The sequence below is a fragment of the Streptomyces buecherae genome, assembly GCF_014295035.1.
Taxonomy (GTDB): Bacteria; Actinomycetota; Actinomycetes; order Streptomycetales; family Streptomycetaceae; genus Streptomyces; species Streptomyces youssoufiensis.
Genome location: NZ_CP060404.1, coordinates 7376454 through 7402598, shown reverse-complemented (window position 1 = coordinate 7402598; position 26145 = coordinate 7376454). Strand labels below are relative to the sequence as shown.

At 72.0% G+C, this 26145-nt stretch carries 16 protein-coding genes; 5 read left to right on the top strand and 11 right to left on the bottom strand.

Annotated features, from left to right (window positions below; genetic code table 11):
* Nucleotides 1-901: 901 nt before the first annotated feature.
* The 11 genes from sbnA to H7H31_RS29495 form a co-directional block, all read right to left on the bottom strand.
* A complete protein-coding gene (gene sbnA, locus H7H31_RS29545; protein WP_187118152.1) occupies nt 902-1921 on the bottom strand; it encodes a 2,3-diaminopropionate biosynthesis protein SbnA in 1020 nt (339 codons plus the stop codon).
* 36 nt (nt 1922-1957) lie between these two features.
* Entirely contained in the window at nt 1958-3025 is a 1068-nt protein-coding gene (gene sbnB / locus H7H31_RS29540; protein WP_232110137.1) for a 2,3-diaminopropionate biosynthesis protein SbnB, read from the bottom strand.
* Entirely contained in the window at nt 3022-4029 is a 1008-nt protein-coding gene (locus tag H7H31_RS29535) for a TauD/TfdA family dioxygenase (protein WP_187118151.1), read from the bottom strand. The genes sbnB and H7H31_RS29535 overlap by 4 nt, the downstream gene beginning before the upstream one ends.
* A gap of 1 nt (nt 4030) precedes the next feature.
* On the bottom strand, nt 4031-7381 hold the full coding sequence (locus H7H31_RS29530) for a non-ribosomal peptide synthetase (protein ID WP_187118150.1): 3351 nt from the start codon (nt 7379-7381) through the stop codon (nt 4031-4033).
* Between the two features lie 122 nt (nt 7382-7503).
* Nucleotides 7504-10122, bottom strand: a complete 2619-nt coding sequence (locus tag H7H31_RS29525) for a Pls/PosA family non-ribosomal peptide synthetase (RefSeq protein ID WP_187118149.1) — start codon at nt 10120-10122, stop codon at nt 7504-7506.
* A 1224-nt stretch (nt 10123-11346) separates the two neighbouring features.
* Complete coding sequence (locus H7H31_RS29520; protein WP_187118148.1) at nt 11347-11688, bottom strand: DUF3140 domain-containing protein; 342 nt, start codon at nt 11686-11688, stop codon at nt 11347-11349.
* On the bottom strand, nt 11685-11912 hold the full coding sequence (locus tag H7H31_RS29515) for a hypervirulence associated TUDOR domain-containing protein (protein WP_187085825.1): 228 nt from the start codon (nt 11910-11912) through the stop codon (nt 11685-11687). The genes H7H31_RS29520 and H7H31_RS29515 overlap by 4 nt, the downstream gene beginning before the upstream one ends.
* A gap of 209 nt (nt 11913-12121) precedes the next feature.
* Nucleotides 12122-14416 (bottom strand): FdhF/YdeP family oxidoreductase, encoded by a 2295-nt coding sequence (locus H7H31_RS29510; RefSeq protein WP_187118147.1) that lies wholly within the window; start codon nt 14414-14416, stop codon nt 12122-12124.
* 298 nt (nt 14417-14714) lie between these two features.
* Nucleotides 14715-15227 carry an SRPBCC family protein gene (locus H7H31_RS29505; protein ID WP_187085827.1) on the bottom strand — a complete coding sequence of 171 codons (513 nt, stop codon included), beginning with the start codon at nt 15225-15227 and terminating at the stop codon, nt 14715-14717.
* Between the two features lie 417 nt (nt 15228-15644).
* Nucleotides 15645-15860: a hypothetical protein gene (locus H7H31_RS29500; RefSeq protein ID WP_187085828.1), complete on the bottom strand. Its 216-nt coding sequence runs from the start codon at nt 15858-15860 to the stop codon at nt 15645-15647.
* A 389-nt stretch (nt 15861-16249) separates the two neighbouring features.
* Nucleotides 16250-17863 (bottom strand): alkaline phosphatase D family protein, encoded by a 1614-nt coding sequence (locus H7H31_RS29495; protein ID WP_187118146.1) that lies wholly within the window; start codon nt 17861-17863, stop codon nt 16250-16252.
* 1131 nt (nt 17864-18994) lie between these two features.
* Between H7H31_RS29495 and H7H31_RS29490 the strand changes: the two genes are divergently transcribed.
* The 5 genes from H7H31_RS29490 (at nt 18995) to H7H31_RS29470 (ending at nt 26143) form a co-directional block, all read left to right on the top strand.
* Nucleotides 18995-20473 (top strand): sugar transferase, encoded by a 1479-nt coding sequence (locus H7H31_RS29490; protein ID WP_187118145.1) that lies wholly within the window; start codon nt 18995-18997, stop codon nt 20471-20473.
* Between the two features lie 70 nt (nt 20474-20543).
* The gene (locus H7H31_RS29485) at nt 20544-21857 is read left to right on the top strand and encodes a nucleotide sugar dehydrogenase (RefSeq protein WP_187118144.1); all 1314 of its coding nucleotides are present in this window, start codon (nt 20544-20546) and stop codon (nt 21855-21857) included.
* A gap of 7 nt (nt 21858-21864) precedes the next feature.
* Entirely contained in the window at nt 21865-23163 is a 1299-nt protein-coding gene (locus H7H31_RS29480) for a glycosyltransferase family 4 protein (protein WP_372455953.1), read from the top strand.
* Nucleotides 23160-24542 (top strand): Wzz/FepE/Etk N-terminal domain-containing protein, encoded by a 1383-nt coding sequence (locus H7H31_RS29475; RefSeq protein ID WP_187118143.1) that lies wholly within the window; start codon nt 23160-23162, stop codon nt 24540-24542. The genes H7H31_RS29480 and H7H31_RS29475 overlap by 4 nt, the downstream gene beginning before the upstream one ends.
* The gene (locus tag H7H31_RS29470) at nt 24539-26143 is read left to right on the top strand and encodes a Wzz/FepE/Etk N-terminal domain-containing protein (RefSeq protein ID WP_187118142.1); all 1605 of its coding nucleotides are present in this window, start codon (nt 24539-24541) and stop codon (nt 26141-26143) included. Before H7H31_RS29475 ends, H7H31_RS29470 begins: the two co-directional genes overlap by 4 nt.
* The last annotated feature ends 2 nt before the right edge of the window (nt 26144-26145 follow it).

Here is a 26145-nt window from a genome sequence, read left to right as displayed (position 1 = left end):
CTGGACACGCGAGAGCGTTCAGTGGCCAGTGCGGCGCGGTGACCGACCCGCCCGGATGCGACCACTCGTTGAACCGTCGATAAACCCGCAGGCAGACACGGCGCTATTTCCCTGCCCGGCACACCCATACGACCCGCGCTCCCGTCATTCCGCGCCGGCGCGTGTGTCACGCGTATCAGCCGGTGTTGGCAACCAGGCGGCGCCGCCAACCGCGCCGGGCACATGACAGCCCTGGCAATTGCCGCACCGGCATTACTCGGCCAAAAGCCCTGGATGCTACGGTCGCAGCACGTCAAAGGGTCCCCCCAATGGGCCCCTTCGAACTGGTGGTTCGCACATCGAATACCCTTTCGCGTGAACCGTCTCACACGAGGACCCCGGATCTGCTTGCCGGCCGTCCGGGGCCACCTCAACGTGAGTCATACAACGGTCAGTTCGTTCCGCGAGGACAGTACCGCTCCCGCGACAGCCGCCGCCATCGGCTCTGCACTTTATGCAGGAAATGTATTTTTCGCCGCCACCCTTGAGATGATTGGGCGTCCCACGCCGGTCGACACGCGTTCGGGAATTCCTCGTACGGTCATTCTCCCCGGCGGCGAGTAGCACAGAATTCCGAAATCGCGGCGCACATCCCGGGCAACGGCCACGTGGGGACCGTCGCGAGCGGACGCACCCGCCTCAGGGGCACACCCGCCACCCCGATATCCCGGTGCCAGCCCTCTCGCGCTCGCCGTAGTGCGCCGAGACCGAGTGACGGCACCGGGTGACGCGGCGCCGAAATTCGGGCGCTGGCCGTGGTGTCGCGTCCTCGGTGGCGGGCTGTGCGTGAGGGGGGTACCCGGCCCGGGCCGGGTACCCCCCTACGCGCGCTCGCTGGTGACGCCGACGGGACCGAGGGGCGTCAACGGGCCGGGGAATCCGAGTGGTTGGCGCTCAGGTCGCGCTCCAGGTCGCCGGTGAGGTCGTCGGTGGCGAGCACGTCGTCGCCGTAGAACTCGCGCAGCCACTTCGGGTGGTAGATCGTGTCGAGGTAGCGGTCGCCGAGGTCCGGGGCGATGGCGACCGCGGTGAGGTCGTGCGCGTCGTGCTCGCGCAGCCAGCGTTCGGCGCCGCTGACCACGGTGCCGGTGGACCCGCCGAAGAGGAAGCCGCGCCTGGCCAGTCGGTGGCAAGTGCGGATGGTGTCCGCCTCCTCGACCACGACCACGTCGTCCACGTACGCCTCGTTCAGCAGCGCCGGGCGAACACTGGTGCCGAGGCCGGGGATCATGCGGCGGCCCGACTCGCCGCCGAAGGTCACCGAGCCCACGCTGTCCACCGCCACGATCCGCACCTGGCGGCGCAGTTCCCTGAAGTAGCGCGCGCAGCCCATCAGGGTCCCGGTGGTGCCGGCGCCGACGAACAGCACATCCAACCCGGGGAAGTGGCGGGCGATGGCGGGCGCCGTCGTGCGGGAGTGGGCCCGCCAGTTGTCGGCGTTGGCGTACTGGTTGAGCCACACGTAGCGCGCGTCGGCGGCGCACAGTGCTCGCACGTGGGCGATGCGCGCGCCGAGCAACCCGTCGTTGGTCGCGGGTTGGGGGATGACGTGCACCTGGCTGCCCAGGGCCTCCATGGCGCGGCGGGCCGACAGGTTGCAGCGGGCGTCGGTGACGCACACGAAGCCGTAACCCTTGCTCGCGGCGATGATGCTGAGCGCCACGCCCAGGTTCCCCGACGACGACTCGATCAGGACGGAGCCCGGTTTCAGGTCGCCGCTCCACTCGGCGGCCTCCACCATCTCCCTCGCGGCCTTGAGCTTGATCGAGCCGGCGAAGTTGAAGCCCTCGCACTTGAGGAAGAGCGCGTGCCCGACGATCGACCGCAGGTCGACGTAGAGCTCCTCCTCGTTGAACTCCACCGGAGCGGAGATGACCGTCATATCGCCCCCTTCAGCTTTCGTCGCTGGCCCGTACGGTCAGCCATGACGGCGCAGTTCGTGGAAGAAGTCGTCGATGACGTGCAGGTGGCCGGAGCGGCTCACCTCGTCGTGGACGTACTTGCCGACGGCGAGGTCGAGCACCCCGAGGCCGAAGGGTGAGAAGACCACCGTCCGGTCCGTGGGCACGCGCACGCGTCCGGCGAGTACGTCGTCCAGGGTGCCGGCGAGGAAGGCGCGGTTGCCGGTGCGTTGTTCGGCCAGGTGCGGCGAGGTGTCGGCCTGGAGGCAGTGCTCGACGTCGTCCACGATGTTGACCGCGTCGAGGATGATCTCGGGCGCGAGGTCGCGCAGCGAGATGTGCAGCACCAGCGGGTGGTGGTCGAACCAGGACGCGTCGTTGACGTGGGGCCTGCCGGCGGTGGTGGCGAAGACGACCAGGTCGCTGGAGCGGATCAGTGCCTCGGCGCTGTCGTGCACGGTGACCGGGCCCGTGGCGTTCGACTGTTCCAGGTAGGTGCGGAAGCCGGCCGCGCTGTCGGCGGCCAGGTCGTGCACGCCGGTCTGCTCGAACGTCCAGCCGGTGGCGGCCAGGAAGGTGTGGATGTAGCGGGCGATCAGCCCCGTGCCGAGGAAGCCGACGCGGGTCGGGCGGGGCCGGCCACGGCTGAGCCGGTCGGCGGCGAGGGCGGCGGAGGCCGCCGTCCTAGTGGCGCTGATGATCGAACTCTCCAGGCAGGCGAACGGGTAGCCGGTGTCGTGGTCGTTGAGGATGAGCACGGCCGAGGCCCGTGGGATGCCGGCGGGCACGTTGGCCGGGAAGCTGGAGATCCACTTCAGGCCGTCGACCCTGGTCTGTCCGCCGAGCGAGGCGGGCAGCGCGATGATCCGGGACGCGGGGCGGTCCGGGAACCGCAGGAAGTACGAGGGCGGGTTGACCGAGTCGCCCTCGCCGTGCAGCCGGTAGGTGGCCGCGACGAGGTCCACGATCGAGTTCTCGCGGCCCTGGATCGCCTGCTGCACCTGGGCCCCGGAGATCACCGCGAACGGTGGCACGGTGGCGGCGGCGGAAGCGGGCCGTGCGGTGGCGGAGCGCTCGCTGATCACGGGTGGGTCACCTCGATCGTCGGCGAGCAGTCGGACAGCCGCACCTGGTCGGCCATGGCGACGAGGATCTCGCGCGGCCCCTCGAACGGGTCCCTGCTGTGGGCGGTGCGGATGTTGTCCACGACCAGGAGGTCTCCGGCCTGCCACGGCTCGCGTGCGGTGTGGGCCTCGTAGACGGCGTTCAACTGCCGCACGACCTCCGCGTCGATCGGGTCGCCGTTGCCGTAGAAGGTGTTGAACGGCAGGCCGTCGGCGCCGTAGACGTCGACCAGGTACTCGCGGACCTCCGGCTCGATGGTCCACTCGTTGAGGAAGGCGACCTGGTTGAACCAGCAGCGCCGGCCGGTGACCGGGTGGCGGACCACGGCGCTGCGGCGCTGGCGGGTACGGAGTGAGCCGTCGGGCTGCCACCGGAAGTCGATCGCGTTGGCGCGGCAGTAACCCTCCACGGCGTCGCGGTCCTCGGTGCCGAACGCCTCGGCCACGGACGCGCCGATCTCGTCGTTGTAGTTGCGGGTCAGCAGCCAGCCCTGGCGTTCGAACCGCTTGACCAGCTTCCTGGGCAGCGCGTCGAGGACGGTGGGCGCGTCGGCCACGCCGGTCACCCCGCCGGTGGTGGGCGCGGTCAGGCAGGCGAAGAGCATCAGGCCGGGGAACTCCAACGTGTAGCTGAGTTCGTGGTGCATGCACATCTGCTGGTTCTGTGGCCACTTCGAGGAGGAGTACACCCCCGCGCTGTGGGTCCGCCGGGGCGCGAAAGCCTCTCTCTCCTCGCCCATGAGGCCGTTGGAGACGGCCCGGAAGACCGCTTCGGCCTGGCCGACGTCGCCGATGCCCAGGCCGCGGACCAGCAAGGCGCCGTGCTCGGCGACGGTGGCGCGCAGGGCGTCCCGGTGTCGGGCCGCCCAGTGGGCCGGGTCGGCGCGGGTTTCGAGCCGCAGCACCGGCGGGCTGCCGGGCCCGCGCACCACGTCGAGCAGTGACGCCGCTGATGGCGATGGCATATCAGTACCCCTTTCGTTCCTTCTCTTCGCGGTTCACGGACGCGTCGGGCGCCGGTAGGGCGCGCAGCACGGCCTGGGCCGCATCGGCCGGGCGGGTTCGCGGGAAGTAGTGCCCGCCGTCGGCGAGTTCGTGCAGCTCCACGCGGTCGGCCAGCAGTCGCCAGGTGTGGTGGCGGTGCGTGGCGTCCGCGGTGATCGGGTCGTCGGCGGCCACGACCGCCGTCAGGGGGGTGGTCAGCCGGTCAGCCGGCGGGTGTTCCAGCAGGTCGGTGAAGTAGCGGTGGGCCGCCACGCAGTCGTGCCGGTAGGCGGCGCCGATGTGGTCGCCGTGCTGCGCGTCCAGGTCGTCGAGGGTGCTGTAGCCGGTGTCGGCGCTCAGTTCCTTGGTGATCTGCGCGTTGCTGCGCAGCGCCAAGTCGGCGATGGCGGCGCGCCGTTCTTCCGCCTCGCCGAGGAGTTGCGCGCCGACGAACACCCGGTGCACGGGGATGCCACGGGCCGCCAGGGCGCGGGCGGTCTCGATGGCCGGGGCGGCGCCGGACGAGTGGCCCCAGAGCAGCAGCCGGGGCGGCAGCGGGCGCGCGGCCAGTTCGGCGACGACCTGTTCGACCACCTGCTCCAGCGGGGCGAAGGGGGCGCGCTCGGCGGCCAGGTCGTGGCCGGGCAGCTCGACGGCCTCGACCGCGAGCCCGCCGGCCCGCAGGGCCGTGGCCATCGGCCGGAAGTTGACCGCGTTGCCGCCGGCGTACGGGAAGCACACCAGGAGCGCGGTGGGCTCGCCCTCCGGTTCGGCCAGCGGGTGCAGCAGTCCCGGCCGGCGTGCGGAGCGGCCGTCGACCAGGGCGGCCAGGTCGGCCAGGACGGGGTGGCGGGTGAGGTCGTTGAGGGAGACCGCGCGGTCGAGGGCGATCGCGAGTTTGACGGCGGAGAGCGAGGTGCCGCCCAGGTCGAAGAAGTGGTCCCGGCGCCCGATGCGGTCGGTCGGGATGCCGAGCACCGTGGTCCACGCCTCGGCCAACCGGCGTTCGGTGGGCGTACGCGGCGCGTGCTGGCCGTCATCGGTGGCGCCGCGTTCGGCGGCCAGGGCGGTGAGCGCCTTCTTGTCGACCTTGCCGTTGGCGGTGAGCGGGAGTCGGTCGCGCCAGTGGAAGGCCGTCGGGACCATGTACGCGGGCAGCGACTCGCGCAGCCGGTCGCGCAGGTCCTCCGTGGCCACGGCGTGGGGTCCGGCGCAGAAGGCCACGAGGTGCTTGGTCTGGCCCTCGCCCTGTCCGGCCACGACGACGGCGCCGTCGCGCACGCCGGGCACCCGCAGCAGCGCGCTCTCGATGTCGCCGATCTCGATGCGGAAGCCACGGATCTTGACCTGGGCGTCCCGGCGGCCGAGGAAGTCGAGCTTGCCGCCGGGCAGCCAGCGGCCGAAGTCGCCGCCCCGGTAGAGACGTTGGCCCGGGTGGAACGGGTCGTCCAGGAAGGCGAGTCGGGTGCGTTCGGGGTCGTTGACGTAGCCGCGGCCGACGCAGACGCCGGCGAACACGATCTCGCCGGGGGCGCCCAGCGGGACCGGCGACAGGTGCTCGTCCACGACGTACACCCGCACGTTGTTGACGCAGGGGCCGAGCGGGACCCGGTCGCCGTCCGGCGCCCGGTCCATGACCTCGTGGTTGGTGTCGTCGGAGGTCTCGGTGAGGCCGTACGCGTTGACCAGCCTGATTCCGGGTTGGGCCGCGAACCAGCGCTGGGCGATCTCCTTCTTGAGCGCCTCGCCGGTGACCGAGACGCAGCGCAGGTCGGGCAGCGGGCGCGGGCGGCGTTCCAGGTCGGTGAGGACGGCTTCGAGGTAGGAGGGGACGACCTGGAGCACGTTGACCCGGCCCGCGACGAGGGTGTCGACGAACCGCTGGACGTCCAGGATCACCCGCTGTTCGACCAGGTGGGTCCGGCCGTCGACCAGGAGGGCGGAGACCAGTTGCCACAGCGAGATGTCGAAGCCCTGGGGGGCGGTCTGGGCCACCACCTGTCCCGGGCCGATCCCCAGGTCGGTGATCTTGGCGTAGAGGTGGTTGAGCATGCCCGCGTGCTCGCACATCGCGCCCTTGGGCTCGCCGGTGGAGCCGGAGGTGAAGTAGATGTAGGCGAGTTGGTCCGGCCCGACCTCGATGCCGAGGTCGTCCTCGGCGTGGTCCTCCGCGTAGGCGGCCTCGATGGGCAGGGCGCGGACGGCGGGCAGCGTCTCCAGGGCCGGGCCCAGGCCGGTGTCGCCGGGGTCGCTGCCGCCGGGGGCGGTGCCGCTGGGGTCGCTGCCGCCGGGGCCGGTGCCGCCCGGGCCGGTCAGGGCGAGCGTGCAGGCGGCGCGGGAGAGCATGGCCGCGACGCGGTCGGCCGGCAGGTGCGGTTCGACGGGCAGGTAGACGCCGCCGGCCTTGAAGATGGCGATGACGGCGGCCATCCAGTCCAGGTCGCGTTCGGTGACCACGGCCACCACGCCCTCGCGGCCAAGGCCCCGCGCCAGCAGGGCCCGTCCCAGGCGGTTGGCGCGGGCGTTGAGTTCGCGGTACGTCCACCGCCGGTCGCCGTGGACGGCGGCGACGGCCTCGGGGTGGGCCCGTACCCGCTCCTCGAAGAGTTCGTGGAACCGGCGGTCGGGCAGCGGACGGTCCGGACCCGCCAACCCTTCGAGCTGGAAGCGGTGTTCGGCGGCGGAGAGGAGGCTCTGCCGTGCGTGCTCGGCGTCCGGATCGGCGGCGAGTTGGGCGAGCGCGGTGCGGTGGTAGCCCGCGACCCGGGCTGCGTACGCGGCGTCGAGCGCCTCGGTCCGGTAGCGCAGCCGCAGCGCGAGCCGCTCGCCGCTCCACCGTGCCGCCACCCGCAGCACGGTGCGGGGAGCCAGGTCGCCGCCGCTGCCGGCCAGGTCGAGTTCGGTCTCGTACGGCAGGTGGTCCAGGCCCAGTTCGCGCGCGAGGTCGGCCACCGCACAGTCCTGGTGGGCCAGCAGTTCGGCCTCCACCCCGCGCGCCTCGGCCACCAGCTCGCGCCAGGTGGTGGGCGTGGTCGACAGCCGGCAGGGCAGGGCGGGGCCCGGCCCCGGCGTGGCGTAGCCGGTGCCTACCGTCCGCTCTCCGGAGAGCGCCGCCAGCACCCTGGCGTGCGCGGCGAGCAGCAGCGTGTGCGGTGGTACGCCCAGCTCGCCCGCCCGTCGGCGCAGCGCCGCGGCCAGGTCGTCGGGGATCTCCGTCTCCTGGTCGACGACGCCCGTCACCGGATCGGGCGTCCACCGTGGGATGGCGGTGAACCCGCCGGCGGTGAGCACCTTCCGCCAGTACTCCCGGTCATCGTCCATCGATGCGCTCATCGAGCCTCCCTCCTCGCCGTGCCATGGCGCCGCGGGTCACTGGCCGCGGGAACGCGGCGGTGCGGCGGTGGATCGTGCGGTGCGCGGGCCAGGTGGTCACCCGGTCGCGGGTGGTCGCGGCGTCACCCCGACGCGCTCTTCGCGACGGCCGCGCCGTCCGCCCTGGGGCGCGGTGGCAAGGCCCGCCGGTCGGCCGCCGGCGCGAGCGCCGCCGCGCCGGTCGCCACGACCGGCCGTGGCGCGGGGCCGCGCAGCTCGCCGGCCGGGTTGCCGCCCCACCGTGCGTGCGCGGGCACGTCCTCGCCCTTCATCAGGAACGAGTCGGCGGCCAGCGTCGCGCCGTCCCCCATCGTCACGCCGTAGTGGACCAGCGCGCCGACCCCGATGGTGCATCCCGCGCCCAGGGTGCTGCGGTCGGACTTGAAGGTGCCGTCCTCCTGGGAGTGGCACTGGATGGCGCTGGCAGCGTTGAGCGCGCAGTCGTCGCCGATGGCGACGAGCGTGCGCTCGGAGAGGTCGCAGCCGTCGTCGTAGACCCGGCGGCCCACCCGCACGCCGAGCAGCCGCCAGAACACGCTCTTGAACGGGGTCCCGTTGAGCGCCTGGAGGTGGGCGTAGGGCACCTTCCACAGGCGTTCGTGGTGCCAGAAGTAGGGGTCGTAGATGGAGCACACCATCGGTCGCAGGGGCCGGAAGCGCGTCATGCACCGTTCCACCAGCGCGTAGTACAGGGCGGTGAGGACGAACACGCTCGCCAACAGCAGGACCTCCATCAACTGGCCCACCGTGTCGTACCGGCCGATGGTCGCCAGGCCGAGCAGCGTGACGGCGAGGACGTGCAGCCAGCGCAGGAACAGGACGACGCCCATCGTGCGGATGTTGTAGCGGTTCTTCGCGGCCAGGCCGCGGCGCAGGCCCTCGCCGTCGCGCAGGTGGTCGAACCGGGTGTCGCGCTCCACCGTGCGCGGGATCTCGAAGCTGGGCGAGCCCAGCAGGCCCGTCCCCTGTCGCACCTCGCCGTCGAGCGGCACCATCACCTTCGTCGCCAGCAGGCAGTTGTCGCCCGTCCGGCCTCCCGAGGGGTACGAGATGTGGTTGCCCAGGAAGCTGGAGCTGCCGATCGAGGTGCGCGAGAGGCGGAAGGAGGTGCTGGAGACGTCGGTGTTGATGATCGACAGCCCGTCGGCGATCATCGTGCCGCTGCCGACGGTGCTCAGGTACGGGGACTCGTGCTGCACCCGGATGCCGAAGTTCGAGCCGGTCTGTTCCACCTGGGACAGGTCGTACCCGAGGCAGCGCAGGTAGTGGACGACGTACGAGCTGTCGCCGAAGAGCCACAGGAAGAACCTGGCGTTGGTCATGCGCTGCACCGTCCGGTGCAGGGAGTACCGCACGCCGTACAGCGGATAGACCACGTCCGGCTTGACCGCGAGGCTCAGCAGGCGGGGCACGGTGAACAGCAGGACGGGGCCGAGGACGAGGAAGCCGGCGAACAGCACCAGTGAGAGCGCCAGCCCCTCGACGTAGAACGCCGAGGACGTGACGGACTCGGCTCCCGAGTCGCGCGCGCCGGCCAGCGTGCGCACCCAGGTCAGCAGCGCCTCAACGGTGGCCATCGTCAGTGGCACGACCACGAGCAGCGTCTTGAGCACGCCGCCGATGCCGAAGGCGGCCCGCCGCAGGGTGCCGCACCGGGCCGGCTCGACCCTGAGGTAGTCGACTTCCGTGCGTTGCGCGGGCGATCCGTGCCAGTGCTGACCGCTGGGGACGGCCATGCCGCTGTGCAGGGCGGAGGCGTGGCCGAGTTGTGCCCCGTCCCCCATCGACGTACGGATGTCCAGAACGGAGCGCTCGCCGACGAACGCGTCGCGGCCGATGGTGACCGGTCCGGTCTCGATCCGTCCGGCGTGTGCCCGGTGGCAGAGGAAGAACGCCTCTTTGCGGATCACCGTGCCGGCGCCGATGGTGAGCAGGTCAGCGCAGACCGGGACGCTGCGCGAGAGGATCGTGACGTGCTTGCCGACCCTGGCGCCGAGGGCCCGCAGGTAGAACACGTACACCGGGTTGCCGACGAAGAGGGCCAACGGGCTGCTGTAGATCAGCACCTTGACCATCCAGAACCGCAGATAGGTCGGGCCCCAGAGGGGGAAGTCGCGGGCCGTCCAGCGGCCGATGAGGAGCCACTTGGCGGCGATCGGCAGCAGGCTCATGCCGAGGAAGTTGGCGGCGCCGAAGACGACGGCCCGGCCGTAACCCCCCGTCGGGGTCGACGCCTCGGAGATCCACTCGTAGCCCCGCACGGTGACGACCGTGAGGAGGAAGGCGTAGCCGAGGAAGAAGAGGAGCTGCGCCGCTCCGCACAGGGTGTAGCGCACCGTGCTGACCGGTTCGGGCGCCGGCTGCGGGGCCGGGGCCGGTGAGCTGACGGGGGCGGGGGCCGCGTCCGCGAGCGCCGCCGCCAGACCGCGCACGGTCGGGCTCTTGTAGATGTCTTTCATCGACGCCGCGGGAAGGTCCGGCCGCTTCCTGACGCGTGCGCAGAAATGTGCCATCACCAGCGAGTCCGCGCCGAGATCATCAAAAAAGTGGCTGTCGAGCGGCACGCTTTCGACCTGCACGACCTCGGCCAGCAGCTCGGCGAAGATCTCCGCTATACGATTCTCCGGACTTGCCCATTCCTGTGAAGTTGTGCCGACTTCTTCCGGATCGCCGCTCGCTGATTTGGCGGGTTCTCGCGCCACATGAACTCCCTGAGAGTCAGACGCCACTAGCCGACGATTAAATACGGACCACGGTGCCTCTCGTATCTTCGGGCCGCGGAGATCAAAAGGGCGCACGGCGCTTTGTCGGCTGCCGGGCTGAATGGATCTTCTTCGTTCCGCCGCGACCTGGCCGATGGACCTGTCGACATGGACGTTGACCTCACACTTCTACGCCCCCGGGCGCTTTCGTGATCCTTTCCGGCGCCGCGATCTTTCCCCTTCCATAAAGATCGCATCCGCACGTACCGGTCGAACTACCGCGCCCCCGAAAGAAGCGATACGGGCATTGCCGAACGCCCGACAAATCCGGTTTTCCGGCGTCCCACGCATCCCGCGTCCACCGACGTTTTCGCAGGTGACAAGCTCGCTAGAAGACGCAGCGGTCGAACCGGGAGCGAGTGCGGCCGTGCCGGGCCATGCTTCATATCCCCTCCGCGAGCCAGAACCATAAAGCACTCCAGCGGCTCCGGCAAGGCGCCACAATGCCCGCCGATCATTCCGGTTGCCGCCCCCGCGGTGACTTAGTCATTCACATGGAACTGATAGGCGGGTGTGCGACTTCCGCACGAGATCTATTAACTTCCTGTGCGCCATCTCCGCCCCGAGCTGGCGGTATAGCCCAGGCGTCCCACCGTGCCGTATGCCGCTCAGCGCCACTGCACACGATGGCCGATGTCAATCGCCCACGACGACGTGGGGCGTTTCGCCGCGTCGACATCGGAGCGCGAGATACCGGTACGCGGAAACCACAGGTCGCCACCGTTGTGCGGGACATTGCGCCCAGGTGGGGCGGCGGTTGATCCGCCGGGACGCTGGGCGGATTTGGCAGTCATATCCACCGCATCGGCCATTTGTCCGCGAAAGCGCCTCGAATATCGACGGCGGAGTGCGCATTCTAACCGCTCGGTAACCTCATGCCCATGGGCTCGGACGCGGGGTTCGCGGGTGCCGTCCCGTGTCCGGGAGGGATATCGTCCGGGCCGTGCGTGAGATGTCCGCACGGGGCCGCCCGCACCTGGTCAACCGGCCAGGGTGGGCACGCCGTCGCGCGACCGGCGCCCCCGGGCACAGGGCCGCCCCGGCGCGGCTCCGCCGCCGCCGGTGTCGCCCTCCGCGCGGCCGCGACGGGGCGCCCGGTGCGTCGTCACCCGCGTCGGCGGCTTCCGGCCACGGCGGGAGGGGCGTCCGCGCGCCAGGCACGGGTCACTTCGTCGGGTCGTGTCCCCAGTTCATGAGGGAGTAGCGCCACTTGGTACGCGTCACATCGCCCTTGGGTCGTTGGGCCGTGTGCCGGTGCACGTAGCCGACGACCTTCCGCATGTGGGCCAGGTCGTCGTCGCTGAGGTCGGTCTTCTTCGTGTGCAACAACTCGACGATGCGGCGCCCCGAGGCATGGCCGACGCTCTCGCCCCCGTCGTCCGACCAGCCCACGCTCTTCGACTCGTCCGTCGCCAGCCACGCTTCGAGGTCGCCGGCCGTCATGTTGACGGCCTCACCGAACTCGCGCCGCGTCTCGTCGCGGTCCGTGTCGCTCGCGCCGCTCACGCCCCGTCTCCCCGCTTCCGCAGGGACTTCGGCTTGTGTACGGCTCTGCGTCCGCTCTTGTCGCTCTCGACCTCGTACTGCGGTTCCTCATCGGAGGCGGCCACGGTGCGCCCCGCAGCCTCGGTGCGCTTCGTGATCTTCTTCTTGACCTTCCCGTGGACGGACTGTCCGTGACTGTTCCAGGAGACGTGGTCTCCCTTGCCGAACTCTTGGTCTTTCGCCATGGGGCACCCCTTGCGCCGCAGGTCACAGGTCTCTTCCACTGTGCTCCGCCCCCGGCCATCCCGCCATTCGTCCCGGCCCGGCAGGTGGTGACCGCCCCGCCCGCGCGGGGTCACCGCCTCGGCGCGCGGTGACCGTCTGGACGCGGGTGGCTGTCTCGGCGCGCGGTGTCCCTCTCGCCACGGGTGGTCGGCGTGGTCGGCCCAGTCCGTCAGGGTCGCGGCTCCAGGCGGACGACGATGCCCTTGGAGGTCGGCGTGTTGCTGGTGTCGGCCACGCTGTCGAGCGGCACCAGGACGTTGGTCTCCGGGTAGTAGGCCGCGGCACAGCCGGCGGTGGTGGGGTAGGAGACGAGCCGGAAGTCCTCGGCGCGGCGTTCGATACCGTCCTGCCAGACGCTGACCACGTCCACCTGCGCGCCGTCCGCCAGCCCGAGGGCGGCCAGGTCGGCGGGGTGGACGAGGACGATCCGGCGGGAGCCGTGGATGCCTCGGTACCGGTCGTTGGTGGTGTAGGGAACGGTGTTCCACTGGTCGTGGGAGCGCAGCGTCTGCAACAGCAGGTGCCCCTCGGGGGCGCGCAGCATCGTGAAGTCGTTGCGGGTGAAGTGCGCCTTGCCGCTGGGGGTGGGGAACACCCCCTCGTTGACCGGGTTGGGCAGGGCGAAACCGCCCGGTTTCCGCGCCCTGGTGTTGAAGTTCTCGAAACCCGGGACGACCCGCGCGATGCGGTCACGAATGTTCCCGTAGTCCGCCTCGAAGTCCTCCCAGGGCACGGGCACCCTGTCGCCGAGCGTCTGCCTAGCCAGCCGGCTCAGGATCGCGACCTCGCTGAGCAGGTGGCTGGAGACGGGCTCCAGGCGTCCGGCGGACGCGTGCACCTCGCTCATGGAGTCCTCGACGGTGATGAACTGCTCCTGACCTCCCTGGCGGTCCCGCTCACTGCGCCCGAGGGTCGGCAGGATCAGGGCCGTGTCGCCGCAGACCGCGTGCGAGCGGTTGAGCTTGGTGGAGATGTGCGCGGTGAGCCGGCAGCGGCGCATCGCCTCCTCGGTGCGCTCGCTGTCGGGGGCGGCGCGTACGAAGTTGCCCGCGAGGCCGAGGAAGACCCTGACGCGGCCTTCGAGCATGGCCCGGATGGAGTCCACCGTGTCCAGGCCGTGCCGGGTGGGCGGGGTGAAGGAGAACTCGCGCTCCAGCGCGTCCAGGAAGTCCTGGGGCATCTTCTCCCAGATGCCCATGGTCCGATCGCCCTGGACGTTGCTGTGCCCGCGTACGGGACACACGCCCGCGCCCGGCCGGCCGATGTTTCCCCGCAGGAGTTGGAAGTTCACCAGCTCGCGGATGGTGGGCACGCCGTGCTTCTGCTGGGTGAGCCCCATCGCCCAGCACACCACGATCCGCTCGCTGGCCAGCACCCGGTCCCGCAACTCCTCGATCTGCCGGCGGGTCAGGCCGGTCGCCTCCAGCACGTCCGGCCAGGAGACGGTGGCGCGCAGGTGCTCCGCGAACTCCTCGAACCCGGCGGTGCGCTGGTCGATGAAGTCGTGGTCGAGGACCGTGCCGGGCGCGGCGTCCTCGGCCTCCAGCAGGAGCAGGTTCAGTGCCTGGAAGAGGGCGAGGTCGCCGCCGAGGCGGATCTGGAGGAACTGGTCGGCGATGTTGGTGCCCCGACCGATCACGCCCCGGGGCTTCTGCGGGTTCTTGAACCGCATCAGGCCCGCCTCGGGGAGCGGGTTGACGGCCACGATCTGCCCGCCACCGCGCTTGGTCTCCTCCAGCGCGGACAGCATCCGGGGGTGGTTGCTGCCGGGGTTCTGCCCCACGGTGAGCACCAGGTCGGCGTGGTGGATGTCGAGGAGGCTGACGTCACCCTTGCCGATCCCGAGCGTCTCGTGCAGCGCCGCGCCGCTGGACTCGTGACACATGTTGGAGCAGTCCGGCAGGTTGTTGGTGCCGAGCGCCCGCGCGAAGAGCTGGAGCACGAAGGCCGGCTCGTTGCCGGCCCGGCCCGAGGTGTAGAAGACCGCCTCGTCCGGCGAGTCCATGGCGCGCAGCTCCTCGGCCAGCAGCGACAGGGCGGCACTCCAACTGATCGGCTCGTAGTGGTCCGCGCCCGGCCGCTTCACCATGGGCTGGGTGAGCCGGCCCTGTTGGTTCAACCACCGGTCCGAGCTGCGCGCGAGCTCGCTCACCGAGTACCGGCGGAAGAACTCGGGCGTGACGCGCCGCGTGGTGGCGTCGTCGTTGGCGTGCTTGGCGCCGTTCTCGCAGTACTCGTTCGTGTGCCGCCGGCCCGGGGCGGGGTCGGGCCAGGCACACCCGGGGCAGTCGAACCCCTTGGTCTGGTTGATGTCCAGCAGGTTCAGCGCCGTACGACGGGGAGAGGTCTCCGCGAGCGAGTACTGGAGCGCGTGCGCGACGGCCGGAACGCCGGCCGCCCACGTCTTGGGCGGGGTGATCTTCGCCTGCTCGCCGCCGGGGTCGTCGTTCACTGAGTCTCGCACCGCATCGGCCTTCCACTCCGCGCCCCCGGCCTCCGCGTCCTGCCGCGCGCGAAGCGCTGGGGTGAATAATGGACAGAACTTACCCGAAATGCCCTGTTATGCATCATCACCGTCTGGGCGGCCTCACCGTCGTCGATGCCACCGACGCCGTTGATGCCGTTGGTGCCATCGCTGTCATCGACGTCATGGCGTCGCCGCCGACCCGGCCCCGGCCCTATCGGCCGACCATGGGCCCACCGGTCGGCGCTGGGCCCGCCGGTCGGCACTGGGCCCGCCGGTCGGCCGGGGCGACCGTGGCTCAGCCCGTCGGCCAGTGCGGCACCCGCGGCGGCAGGTGGTCGGCGTCGGGCCTGACGTGGCCGCCGCTGATCGTTCCCCGCCACTGTCCGGTCTCCCGGCCCTGCCCCTCGATGTACTCCTTGAAGCGTTCGAGGTCCGCCAGCACCTGTCGCCGGACCACGCCCAGGGCGTCCCCGACCCGCTCGGTGACGCCGCGGGGCGTGAAGTCGATGCGTAGCGCGACCCGGCAGCGGGACTCCCCCAGCGCGTGGAAGTCCACCGCTCCGGTCAGCCGGGGCGTCCGCACGGTGCGCCACACCACGCGCTCGTCGGGGCGCTGCTCGGTGATCGCCGCGTCGAACTCGCGCGTCACGCCGCCGAACCTGGTCACCCAGTGCGTCATGGCCGACCGCGAGCGGTCCACCTCGCGCACGCCGCGCATGAACCGGGGGAAGCACTCGAACTGGGTCCACTGGTTGTACGCCATGTGGACCGGGACATCGACATCGACGGCGCCCTCGATGACGCTCATACTGTCCTGCCTCCTCCGCATCGGGCCGGGGCGCGCGAGTCCGTACACGCCAGCCCAGGACACACCTGATCGCCGTCGAGTGCCCACTCCGCGCGCTTCCAACCACCCCGACGGCGGACCCGCGCGGGCGACCCGGCCGCCTCGGCGCAGCGTGAAGCCGCTGGTCGCCACGGGTGTGCCAGCGGGCCGGCGGACTCCTACGGGCCCGCGACCGGCCCTGCGCCCAACCGGGCCACGCGCGCGGGCGCGGGTGTGCGGGACACCGGCGTGCCGGGTACGGGTGTGCCGGATGCGGAGATGCCGGGCACCGGCGTGCCGGACCGGGGGCCGGGCACGGACGCCGGGTACGCGTGCTCGGCCGGCGCGCCGCCGGAGAGCGTGAAGATCGTGAGAGGGCTCGGCGCCGCGCGGGGCGGGTCACGCCGCGTCGGCGGCGCGCCGCGCCGGCTCCGTGGCGCGCTCCGCCGTCGGCGTGGGCGCGGTTCGGGCCCTCGGCACCAGGGAGAGATGGCGCCTGCCGCGCGCGTGCCGTGGTGGGTGCGCGGGCGCTCCGAGCAGCCACTCCTCGTAGCGTCCCAGCACCAGGACCAGGCACAGCAGGCCGGGCGGCAGCAAGATGGCGACGATGACCACGACAGCTCCTCGGGACGGCGGCTCGTCCCCACCGAGTAACCCGATTCGGTCATGTGCCACCCACGGCGGAAAACCCGTGCCCATCCGTCCACGGGACGCGGCAGCAGCCGCCGGTCGGGGACGCGGCAGCGGCAGCCGGTCGGGGGCGCGCCACGCGGCCCCGAAAACCGGACAGGCCAGGCGGTCAGCCTGACAGGCCGGGTGGCCAACCTGGCCGCCACCCTCGCCAGCCTGACCGCTGACCTCGCCGCCCCGGACGCCGCCCCGACACGCCGCCCCGGCCGTCCGCTGGCGGAACCCTTCCAGGCCGGTGCGGGCCTGGAAGGGTTCGAGCCCGCAAAGGTCGGGACCGCGACAGCGACCCGCTCCCGAGGGGCAGGGGGCAGGTGTCAGAGCTGCTGAGCGCCGGGGCGGCCGGCCTGGACGAGGAAGGAGGCAGCGGTCTCCACCGGCGCGTCCGGCTTGGTCACGAACGGCAGCACGCGGTAGTCGGCGCGCAGTTCGCGGTGGTTCAGCCGTACGCGGGTGTAGCCGCGCTGGGCGTTGTGCCACCTCAGGTGCGGGTTGACGCCCTCGGTCATCCAGTCGCGACCCACCTTGTCCATGGCGGCGCCGTCCTTGCCCGAGCTGATGGACGTGCCGGCGAACTCCGTGCCGACCGTGGGCGACTTCGGGTTGTCGAAGTCCAACCTGAGGTCGGAGACCACGCTGCGGTGGATGTCGCCGGTGATCACCACCGGGTTGTTCACACCCCGCTGGTAGAAGCCGGTGAGCAGCCGGTCGCGGGCGGCCGTGTAGCCGTCCCACATGTCCAGGCCGGAGGAGAGGATGTCGGGGTTGGGGTCCTGGTCGACCTGGGAGACGAGGGTCTGGTTGGCGAGCACGTTCCACGTGGCGTGCGAGCGGCCGGCGCCGTTCAGCAACCAGCGCTCCTGCTGGGCACCGAGCATGGTGCGCGACTTCTCGCGCCGCTCCTTGTCGTAGCCGGGCTTGGTGCCGTCGCCGCCGACCTGGTCGTCGCGGTACGAGCGGGTGTCCAGGACGTGCAGGTCGAGGACGGAGCCGAAGTTCAGCCGCCGGTACAGACGCATGCGGTCGCCCCGTGGCTTCTGCGGCAGGCGCAGCGGCTGGTGCTCGTAGTACGCCTGTGCCGCGCGCGCCTTGCGGGCCCGGAAGGCGGCGATGTCGTCGTCGGGGAAGCCGTCCTTGTCGACCTGGGCGGTGTCGCGGGCCCAGTTGTTCTCGATCTCGTGGTCGTCCCAGGTGACGATCCAGGCGAAGGCCGCGTGCGCGGCCTGGAGGTCGGTGTCCAGCTTGGTGAGGGCGTAGCGGTTGCGGTATTCGGCGAGGGTGTACGTCTCACGCTGGTACGAGGGGTCCAACCGCATGTCGCGGACACCGGCGTTGGCGCCGACACCCCCCTCGTAGAGGTAGTCGCCGAGGAAGGCGACGAAGTCCAGGTCCTCGTCGGCCATGTGGCGGTAGGCCGTGTAGAAGCCCTCGTACCAGCACTGGCAGGAGGCGAAGGCGAAGCTCACGTCGGAGGCCCAGCCTCCGTGGCCGTGCGGGGCGGGGGCGGTGCGGGCGCGGCCGACCGGGCTGATCGCGCCGCCGGTGCGGAAGCGGTAGAAGTACTCGCGGCCCGGGCGCAGCCCGTGGACCTCGGCGTGTACGGAGTGGGCGAGTTCGGGCACGGCCCAGGCGCGGCCGTGCCGGACGACGTGGCGGAACCGTTCGTCGGTGGCCACCTGCCACTCGACCGCGACCTTGCGCTCGGGCATGCCGCCACGGCTGTCGACGGCCAGCGGGTCGGGTGCCAGCCGGGTCCACAGGACGAAGCCGTCGGCGGCCGGGTCGCCGGAGGCTACGCCGAGGCGGTAGGGGTCGTCCTGGTAACGCGGCGCGGCCCAGGCCGTGCCGCTGCTGAGGCCGGCGCTGAACAGGCCGAGTGCGGCGCCGGTCACGCCGGCGGCGCCGATCAGGCGGCGTCTGCTGATGTCCATGGATCAGGTCCCTTCGATGACAGGCGAGCGGTCGGCCGGAGGGGGCGTCGGAACGCACGCCACCCGCCGTTCCGGTACGGGCACTCACCCGTTCACGCGCGTGCGTCCCCACGGTTCCCCGCACCGCCGACGGACTGGCCCACGATCACGGGGGCAGGTTGCGGTGGCGGGTGGAACAGAACTCCAGCGGGCCACATAGGTGCGAACTACAGCTATCGCGGCGGCAGTTCGACCGCTATGCCCCCTTCGCCGCGCTCCCGGGGGCGACCACGCGTCTCGCCCGCGGGCCGGCCCCTCTCCGATATGGCGTCTGACCTGGTACGACGGGCCGGATCCGGGCCCGGGCTCGGGCGGGTTCCAGTCGTGACGCGTGGTGCGTTGGCGCATGGGTGGGTGAGTGCGTTGGCGCATGAATGGGTGAGTGCGGTGGTGCATGGGTGGGTGAGTGCGTGGGCGCGTTGGCGCATGGGTGCGTCGACGCGGTCAACGCACGGGGCGTAGGAGAACGAGCCGTCGGCGCGTCGCTCCGTACGCGGCGTGGCGGTCACCGTGGCCCTCTTCAGCCATACCCACGGCCGCGCCGGCCGATCCGGGTCACCCTTGTCGATCACGCCGCACCGGCTGTTTTCGCCGGGGCTGAGCCCTGGAACGCCTTTTCCCACCCGTCACAGGAATTACCCTTCACCCCACGGCCCCCACTGGCGATCTCCCGTCGATGCATTCAGTTTCAAAAGTCGACCACAAGTCGCACACATCCTCTCTTCATCTTGGCTCCGATGGTCTAGATTGACCGTGCTTCGGCGGTTCGGAGGCGAGGCGGGCCATTAACGATCTATTGGTCTCGCGCCACGAACAGCCAGCGGTCCCACCCTCGACGCGGGGCGTCGAGGTGATCCATTTCCTGGAGCCCCATCGGGCGCCGCGGGTGTGGGGAGCACCCGAGGTCGTCCCGCCGGGTTTCCACGCACCTCGAAGGTCTGGCGGGCCAGGCGAATGCGGTTGCCGCCGGGGCGGGTTGTTCACGTAGCGCCGCGACAACGGCGACGCCATGCGCGGGAGGTGGGGGCCTCCCGTGGAGAGGAACGGTCTGAGGAGAGGCACCTCGATTCTTTGGGGACCTGGGGGGGTTCTGTGCAGCAGGGGGAATTAGTCAGCCCGTTTCCGCCGGCGCACCGGCGTCTGGGGAACGGGACCACCAACCAACCCGCGACGGAATGGGAGCAGCGGTACCGCCGTACCGTGATCACCAGCGACACCGTGACCACCGCCTTCGTGGTGGCGGCGATCGGCAATTTCTTCGGGGCCCGGGACGCGGCCAACTGGCACGAGAAATGGGGAATTCTCGCCTTCGGCACCGAACTTCTGGTGCTGGCCGCCCTCGCGGTGAGCCGGGCGTGGAATCCGGCCGTTCTCGGCCAGGGTGCCGAGGAATTCCGCCGACTGGGGCGCGCTTTGTTCACGGCGACCGTCGTCCTGGCGCTCGGCGGAATCGCGCTCACCTCGCGCAACATCAAGCTCTGGATCTTCGTCGCGGTTCCCGCGATCGCGCTCACCACCCTTACCGCGCGCTATCTGCTGCGCCTTTGGCTGCACAGACAGCGCAAGGAGGGGCGCTGCCTGCGACCGGTGCTCGCGGCCGGGAGTCCGGCCACCGTGCGCGACCTGATCGCGCGCACCCGGAAGTCGCCGCACCTGGGCTGGCGGGTGGACGCGGTGTGTACGACCGATGGTCGCGGGCTCGACGGGGACCACGTGGACGGCGTGCCGGTCGTCGGCCGATTGGCGGACGTCGCGGACCACGTCCACCGCGACGGCTACCGGGTCGTCGCGATCACGCCCGACCCCCACTGGTCGCCGGACCGGCTCCAGCGGCTAGCCTGGAACCTCGAAGGCGGCGACGCCGAGATGGTCGTGGCGCCCGTGCTGATGGAGGTGGCGGGACCGAGGCTGCACGTCGACACGGTCCTCGGGCTCCCGCTGCTGCGGGTCAGCATGCCGACCTTCACGGGCGGTCGGCGCGTGGTCAAGGAGGTCGTCGACCGGCTGGCCGCCGCGGTCCTGCTACTCCTGTTCGCGCCGCTGATGGTGCTCGTCGGGCTGCTCGTACTGCTGGACAGCCGGGGTGGCGCGTTCTACAGCCAGCGCAGGGTGGGCAAGGACGGCCGCGAGTTCACGATCCTCAAGTTCCGCACCATGGTCGTCGGCGCCGACCGGGTGCGCGCCGAGTTGGCCGAGCGCAACGAGGGCGCGGGGCTGCTGTTCAAGCTCCGCCGGGACCCGCGGGTGACCCGGGTGGGGGCCGTGCTGCGCCGCTACTCGATCGACGAGCTGCCGCAGCTCCTCAACGTCCTCACCGGCTCGATGTCGCTCGTCGGCCCGAGGCCCCCGCTACCGGAGGAGTGCGCCGCGTACGGCCCGGACATCCGGCGGCGGCTGCTGGTCAAACCCGGGCTCACCGGCCTGTGGCAGATCAGCGGGCGCAGTGACCTGCCGTGGGAGGAGGCGGTCCGGCTCGACCTGCGCTACGTGGAGGACTGGTCGCTCGCGCTGGACACGGTGATCTTGTGGAAGACCCTGCGCGCGGTGCTGCACGGGCAGGGGGCCTACTGATGCGCGGGGGCCAGCCGGCCGGCGCGCGGACCGCGGGCCGCAGCGGCCTGCCTGGGGGGAGGGACGGGTCATGAGGATCAGCGTTTTCGGGCTCGGTTACGTGGGCTGCGTGTCGGCGGCGTGCCTGGCCAACATGGGGCACGAGGTCATCGGGGTGGACGTCAACCCGGTCAAGGTCGACCTGGTCAACGACGGTCGGGCGCCGGTGGTCGAGGAACGGATCGGCGAACTCGTCGCCGCGGTCGTACGGACCGGGGCGCTGCGCGCCACCGGCGACGTGCGCGAGGCGATCAGGGGCAGCGAGGTGTCGCTGGTGTGCGTGGGCACGCCGTCGGCGCCCAACGGCAGCCTGTCCACCAGCTACCTGGAGCGGGTCACCGAGGAGATCGGCGCGGCGCTGGCCGAGCGCGGCGGCCGGCACACCGTCGTCTACCGCAGCACGATGCTCCCGGGCACCTGCCTGAACCTGCTGGTGCCGATCCTGGAGAAGCACGTCGGCGGCACCGCCGGGGTGGACTTCGGGGTCGCGGTCAACCCGGAGTTCCTGCGCGAGGGCACGAGCGTGCGGGACTTCTTCGACCCACCCAAGACCGTCATCGGCGAACTCGACCCGGCGAGCGGCGACCCGCTGCTGACGCTGTACGAGGGGTTACCCGGCGAGGTGTTCCGGGTGCCGATCCCGACGGCCGAGGCGATCAAGTACGCGGACAACGCGTTCCACGGCCTCAAGGTCGGCTTCGCGAACGAGCTGGGCGCGGTGTGCCAGGCGCTCGGCGTGGACTCGCACCAGGTGATGGACGTGTTCCTGGCCGACCGCAAGCTGAACATCAGCCCCGCCTACCTGCGCCCCGGCTTCGCCTTCGGCGGCTCCTGCCTGCCCAAGGACCTGCGCAGCCTGGTCCACGCGGCGCAGCGGGCCGACGTCTCGGTGCCCATCCTGGCCCACGTGCTGCCGTCCAACTCCGCGCACCTGCAACGCGCGGTGGAGCTGGTCGAGCGCACCGGCAGGCGCCGGGTGGGCCTGTTCGGGCTGTCCTTCAAGCCGGGCACCGACGACCTGCGCGAGAGCCCGCTCGTCGAACTGGCGGAGCGACTCTTCGGCAAGGGGTACGACCTGCGAATCTACGACGCCAACGTGAGCCTGTCGCGGCTGCTCGGCGCGAACCGCGAGTACATCGAGACCCGGCTGCCGCACCTGGCGCAGTTGCTCGCGGACTCCGTGGACGAGGTCCTCGAGCACGCCGAGGTGTGCCTGGTGGGGACCAGGGACCCGGCCGTCCTCGCGCGGCTGCCGCACGGCAGCGGCCCGCTGATCGATCTCATCCGCCTTCCCGACGCCGACGCGCGCCGGGCCGAACCGGGGTACGTGGGCCTTGCCTGGTGACAGAACGTTGAACGACGAGACCACCGAGCCCAACGAGGCCGGCCACGCCGGCGACGGTGGCGACCTGGGGCCGGGGCGGCGCGCGCTGATCCTGGTGGAAAACCTTTCGGTGCCCTTCGACCGGCGGGTGTGGCAGGAGTGCACGACGCTGCGCGACGCGGGCTGGGAGGTGCACGTCATCTGCCCCCGGGGCGACAAGCGGGACACGGAGCCCGAGGCGGAGATCGACGGGGTGCGCATCCACCGCTACCCGCTGCGCGCGGCCACCGGCGGGCCGGCCGGCTACCTCCGGGAGTACGGATCGGCGCTGTGGCACACCGCCCGGCTGGCCCGCCGGGTCGGCCCGGTCGACGTGGTGCACGCCTGCAACCCGCCCGACCTGCTGTTCCTGCCGGCCCTCTGGCTGAAGCGACGCGGCGCGCGGTTCGTCTTCGACCAGCACGACCTGGTGCCCGAGCTGTACCTGTCCCGCTTCGACCGTGGCGAGGACCTGCTCTACCGCGCCGTGTGCGCCCTGGAGCGGCTGACCTACCGGGCCGCGGACGTGGTGATCGCCACGAACGAGAGCTACCGGGACGTCGCGGTACGCCGGGGCGGTCGCCGGCCGGCGGACGTCTTCGTGGTGCGCAGCGCGCCCGCCGTCGAACGGTTTCAACAGGTGCCTGCCGAGCCGGAGTTGAAGCGTGGCAAGCCCCATCTGCTGTGCTACCTGGGCGTCATGGGCCCGCAGGACGGCGTGGACTACGCCCTGCGGGCGCTGGCGAGGCTGCGCGACGAGTGGGGCCGCGAGGACTGGCACGCGGTGTTCGTCGGCTCCGGCGACTCCTTCGACGCGATGGTGGAGCTGTCCCGGCGGCTCGGGCTCTCCGAGCGGGTGCGGTTCACCGGGCGTGTGCCGGACGCGGACCTGGTGCGCTACCTGTCCACCGCGGACGTGTGCCTCTCCCCCGACCCGCACAACCCGCTCAACGACGTGTCGACCATGAACAAGGTCCTGGAGTACATGGCGATGGGCCGACCCATCGTCTCGTTCGACCTGAGGGAGGCGCGGGTCTCCGCCGGGGAGGCCGCCGTCTACGCGCCCGCCAACGACGAGGCCGCGTTCGCCGGCCTCATCGCGCGGCTGCTCGACGATCCGCGTCAGCGGGAGCGGATGGGCGCGATCGGCCGGGAGCGGATCACCGGGCCGCTCTCCTGGCGGAACTCGCAGGCGTCGCTGCTCGCCGCCTACGCCGCCGCCTGCCGCGGCCACACCCCGGTGGCGGCGGGCACGTCGGCCCGGGCGGGGAAGAGGCCGCACCGTTGAGCGAGGACACGATACGCCTGGCGACGATCGGGCGGATGCTCCAACGGCGCTGGCGCCTGCTCGCCGTCCTCACGGCGGTGGGCGCGCTCGTCGGCTACGGCGTCTCGGCGCTGTTCCCCCCTCGGTACACGGCCACCGCGTCGGTGCTGCTGCCGGGGCAGTGGGAGGAGCGCGAGTTGTTGACCCAGGCGTACCTCGCGACCAGTTCGACGGTGGTGGACCGCACGGCCGCCACGCTGCGCTGGGCGGGCGGCGGCGGCGGCGAGGTGCGGGACCGGGTGAGCGCCAAGGTCGCCGACGGGAACGTCATCAGAATCTCGGGCACGGCCGAATCGCCGGAGCGCGCGCAACAGCTCACCGACCGGCTGGCCCAGCAGTTCGTCACCTTCGCCGCGCGGGTCACCGGTGACGGCACCGACCCGAAGGCGGCGACCGGGCCCGAGGCGCTGCGGGAGCGGGTGGAGCAGACCAACCGGCGCATCACCGAGCTGGCTCAGGCGGCCGACCCGGGGCGCACCGTGGAGAGCGTGCAGGCCCGCACCTCGCTGGAGAAGCTGCGTACCGCGCTGGAGACGGCGGTGAAGAAGCTGGACGAGGCCGATCCGGCGACGCACAAGGCCGGCATGGTGGTCATGGGGCCGGCGGCCCGGCCGGCGAGCGCGGCGCCGCCCACGACGGGGCACCTCGTCGCGGGCGGGGCGGCGTTGGCCTTCCTGCTCGCGGTCGTGGGCCACCTCACCGCCGCGCGGGCCAACCGGCGCCCGCGTACCGGGGCCGACATCGCCGCGGCGCTCGGCTCGCCGCTGCTCGGCACCGTCGACGTGCCGGCCGAGCGGCCCGCGGCGGGCCGGGGCCCGGCGGGCTGGCCGCGCCGCTTCCTCGGCCTCGACACCCGGTGGGACGTGCCCACCCCGTTGGCCTCCGGGGACGAGACCAGCCGGCGCGTCCGCTACCGGCGGGTGTGCGCTCGCCTGAGATCCCAACACCCTTCGGCCCGACGCCTCTTGGCCGTGGTACCGGCCGGCGACGAGGTCGCCCGGCGGGCCGCCGAGCGGCTGGCCGCCGAGACCAGGGGCGACGCCGCCACCCCGGCGGGCCGGGGGCATCCGGTGCTGCGGGTGGTGGACGTGGCGATGGCCCAGCCGATGGTGCCGGACCGCGACGCCGAGTCCGGCGTCCTGGTCGTCATCAGCGCGGGGTGTTGGACCGCGGGCGAACTCGCCGGTGTGGCCGGGGCGTGTGCGGACGGCGGGCACGAGATCGTCGGCGTCGTCGTCGCGGGCGCGGTCCGCTCCCATCCGGCGCCGACGCCCGAGCGGCCGGCGGAGAACGCCACGTTGGCGCTCGCGGTGCCCGGCCAGGCGGGGGGCGCCGAGTGACCACGACCCAGGCCGTCGAGTCGTCGGCCGCCGCACCCCTCCTTGACCTGCAAGCACTGCTGGCCGCGGTGCGCAGGCGGCGCCGCCTGTGGTGCGCCCTGGCACTGCTGGGGATGCTGGCCGGCGCGGCCGTGGCGGTGTTGCTGCCGCCGGCGCCGGCCGCGGTGACCAAGGTGCTGGTCGCGCACCGGGAGGACCAGCCGAACGACTCCGGCACGCTGATCCGTACCGACGTCGCGCTGCTCCAGACCACCCAGATCGCCGGCAGGGCCCTGCGGGCCCTCGACTCCGCGGAGCGTCCCGAGGACTTCATGCGGGACTACCGGGGCACCGGCCTGACCAACAACCTGCTCCAGATCGACGTGACCGGCGACAGCGACGCCCAGGCGCTGGCCCGGGCCAAGGCGCTGGCCGACGCGTTCGTCGCGGACCACGTACGGCGCGTCCAGGAGACCGCCAAGGCCGAGGCCGCGTCCCTGCTCGCACAGCGCGACCGGATGCGGGGCGAGCTGGCCGAGGTCAACAAGGCCATCGGCAGCCGATCGCCGGAGAGCGACCCCACGGCGTCGGCCAGCGTCGAGTCGCTCTTCGCCCGCCGGTCCGAACTCAACTCGCGGATCGCCGACTTCGACCAGCGCGCCGCCGAGGCCCGCGCCGGCACGCCCCGGCTCATCTCCGGTACGCAGATCGTGGACGCCCCGCGCGTGGTGCGGCACTCCCAGCCCAGGGCCGTGCTCACCAACGCCGCGATCGGGCTCGTCCTCGGGCTCGTCCTGGGGATCGCGGTGGCCACGGTCGGCACGGTGGTGGCGGACCGCCCCGTGCTGCGCCGGGAGATCGCGGCGAACCTGGGCGCCTCGGTCATCGCGGAGGCACGCCCGGCGCCCCGCTGGTCGGCCGCCACCTGGCGGCGCCGCCGGACCCGGGCCGCGCGGGCCCGGCTCACCGCCACCCTGGCCCGCACCGTGCGCGGCGCGGCGGAGCCGGTCTCGCTCCTGGAGCTGGGCTGCGCGCGCGGCGTACGGGTGCTCGCCCTGGACCTGGCCGAGGCGCTGGCGGCGGACGGGCCGCTGGTCATCGTGGACGGGCTGCCGGGCGCGGACCTCGCCACCAGTCCGGCCCTGCCGGCGGGTTCGACCGTGATCAGCGGCGCGCGGGCCGAGGACGCGCCCGAGGCGACGCGCCGGCTCGGCGTCGGCTCGGTCTCCCCCGGCACGGCGTGGACCGACCTCCGGTACCTCGGCGGTCAGACCGTGCTCGTCGTACGGGCCGGACACGGCAGCGCCGCGTGGCTGCACACCGTCGCGCGGCAACTCGCGGACCAGCGGGTTCCGGTGCTCGGCGTGGTGTTGATCGACCCGGACCCGCGCGACCGGACCGACGGCACGCTCTGGGACGGGGTGCCGACCGCGCCGCGCGGCGACGGCGAGCGGCCGGCCCGGGAGAGTGGCGCGGACCGGTTACGGGCGAGACGGCTGGCCCGTCAGAGCGGCGCGGGTACCGCCCACGCCGTCCAGGCGGTGGGGGAAGGCCAGCCGCAGCCGGAGTGGCCGGCGGGACCGGCCGCACGGGTCCCGGACAGCGATCAGGAGGCGCGGTAGCC

What these genes read in the sequence shown, in the direction of transcription:
- H7H31_RS29515 (WP_187085825.1), bottom strand. Translation starts at nt 11,912, where the DNA reads ATGGCGAAAGACCAAGAGTTCGGCAAGGGAGACCACGTCTCCTGGAAC.
- H7H31_RS29535 (WP_187118151.1), bottom strand. Translation starts at nt 4,029, where the DNA reads ATGCCATCGCCATCAGCGGCGTCACTGCTCGACGTGGTGCGCGGGCCC.
- H7H31_RS29485 (WP_187118144.1), top strand. Translation starts at nt 20,544, where the DNA reads ATGAGGATCAGCGTTTTCGGGCTCGGTTACGTGGGCTGCGTGTCGGCG.
- H7H31_RS29505 (WP_187085827.1), bottom strand. Translation starts at nt 15,227, where the DNA reads ATGAGCGTCATCGAGGGCGCCGTCGATGTCGATGTCCCGGTCCACATG.
- H7H31_RS29495 (WP_187118146.1), bottom strand. Translation starts at nt 17,863, where the DNA reads ATGGACATCAGCAGACGCCGCCTGATCGGCGCCGCCGGCGTGACCGGC.
- H7H31_RS29530 (WP_187118150.1), bottom strand. Translation starts at nt 7,381, where the DNA reads ATGAGCGCATCGATGGACGATGACCGGGAGTACTGGCGGAAGGTGCTC.
- sbnA (WP_187118152.1), bottom strand. Translation starts at nt 1,921, where the DNA reads ATGACGGTCATCTCCGCTCCGGTGGAGTTCAACGAGGAGGAGCTCTAC.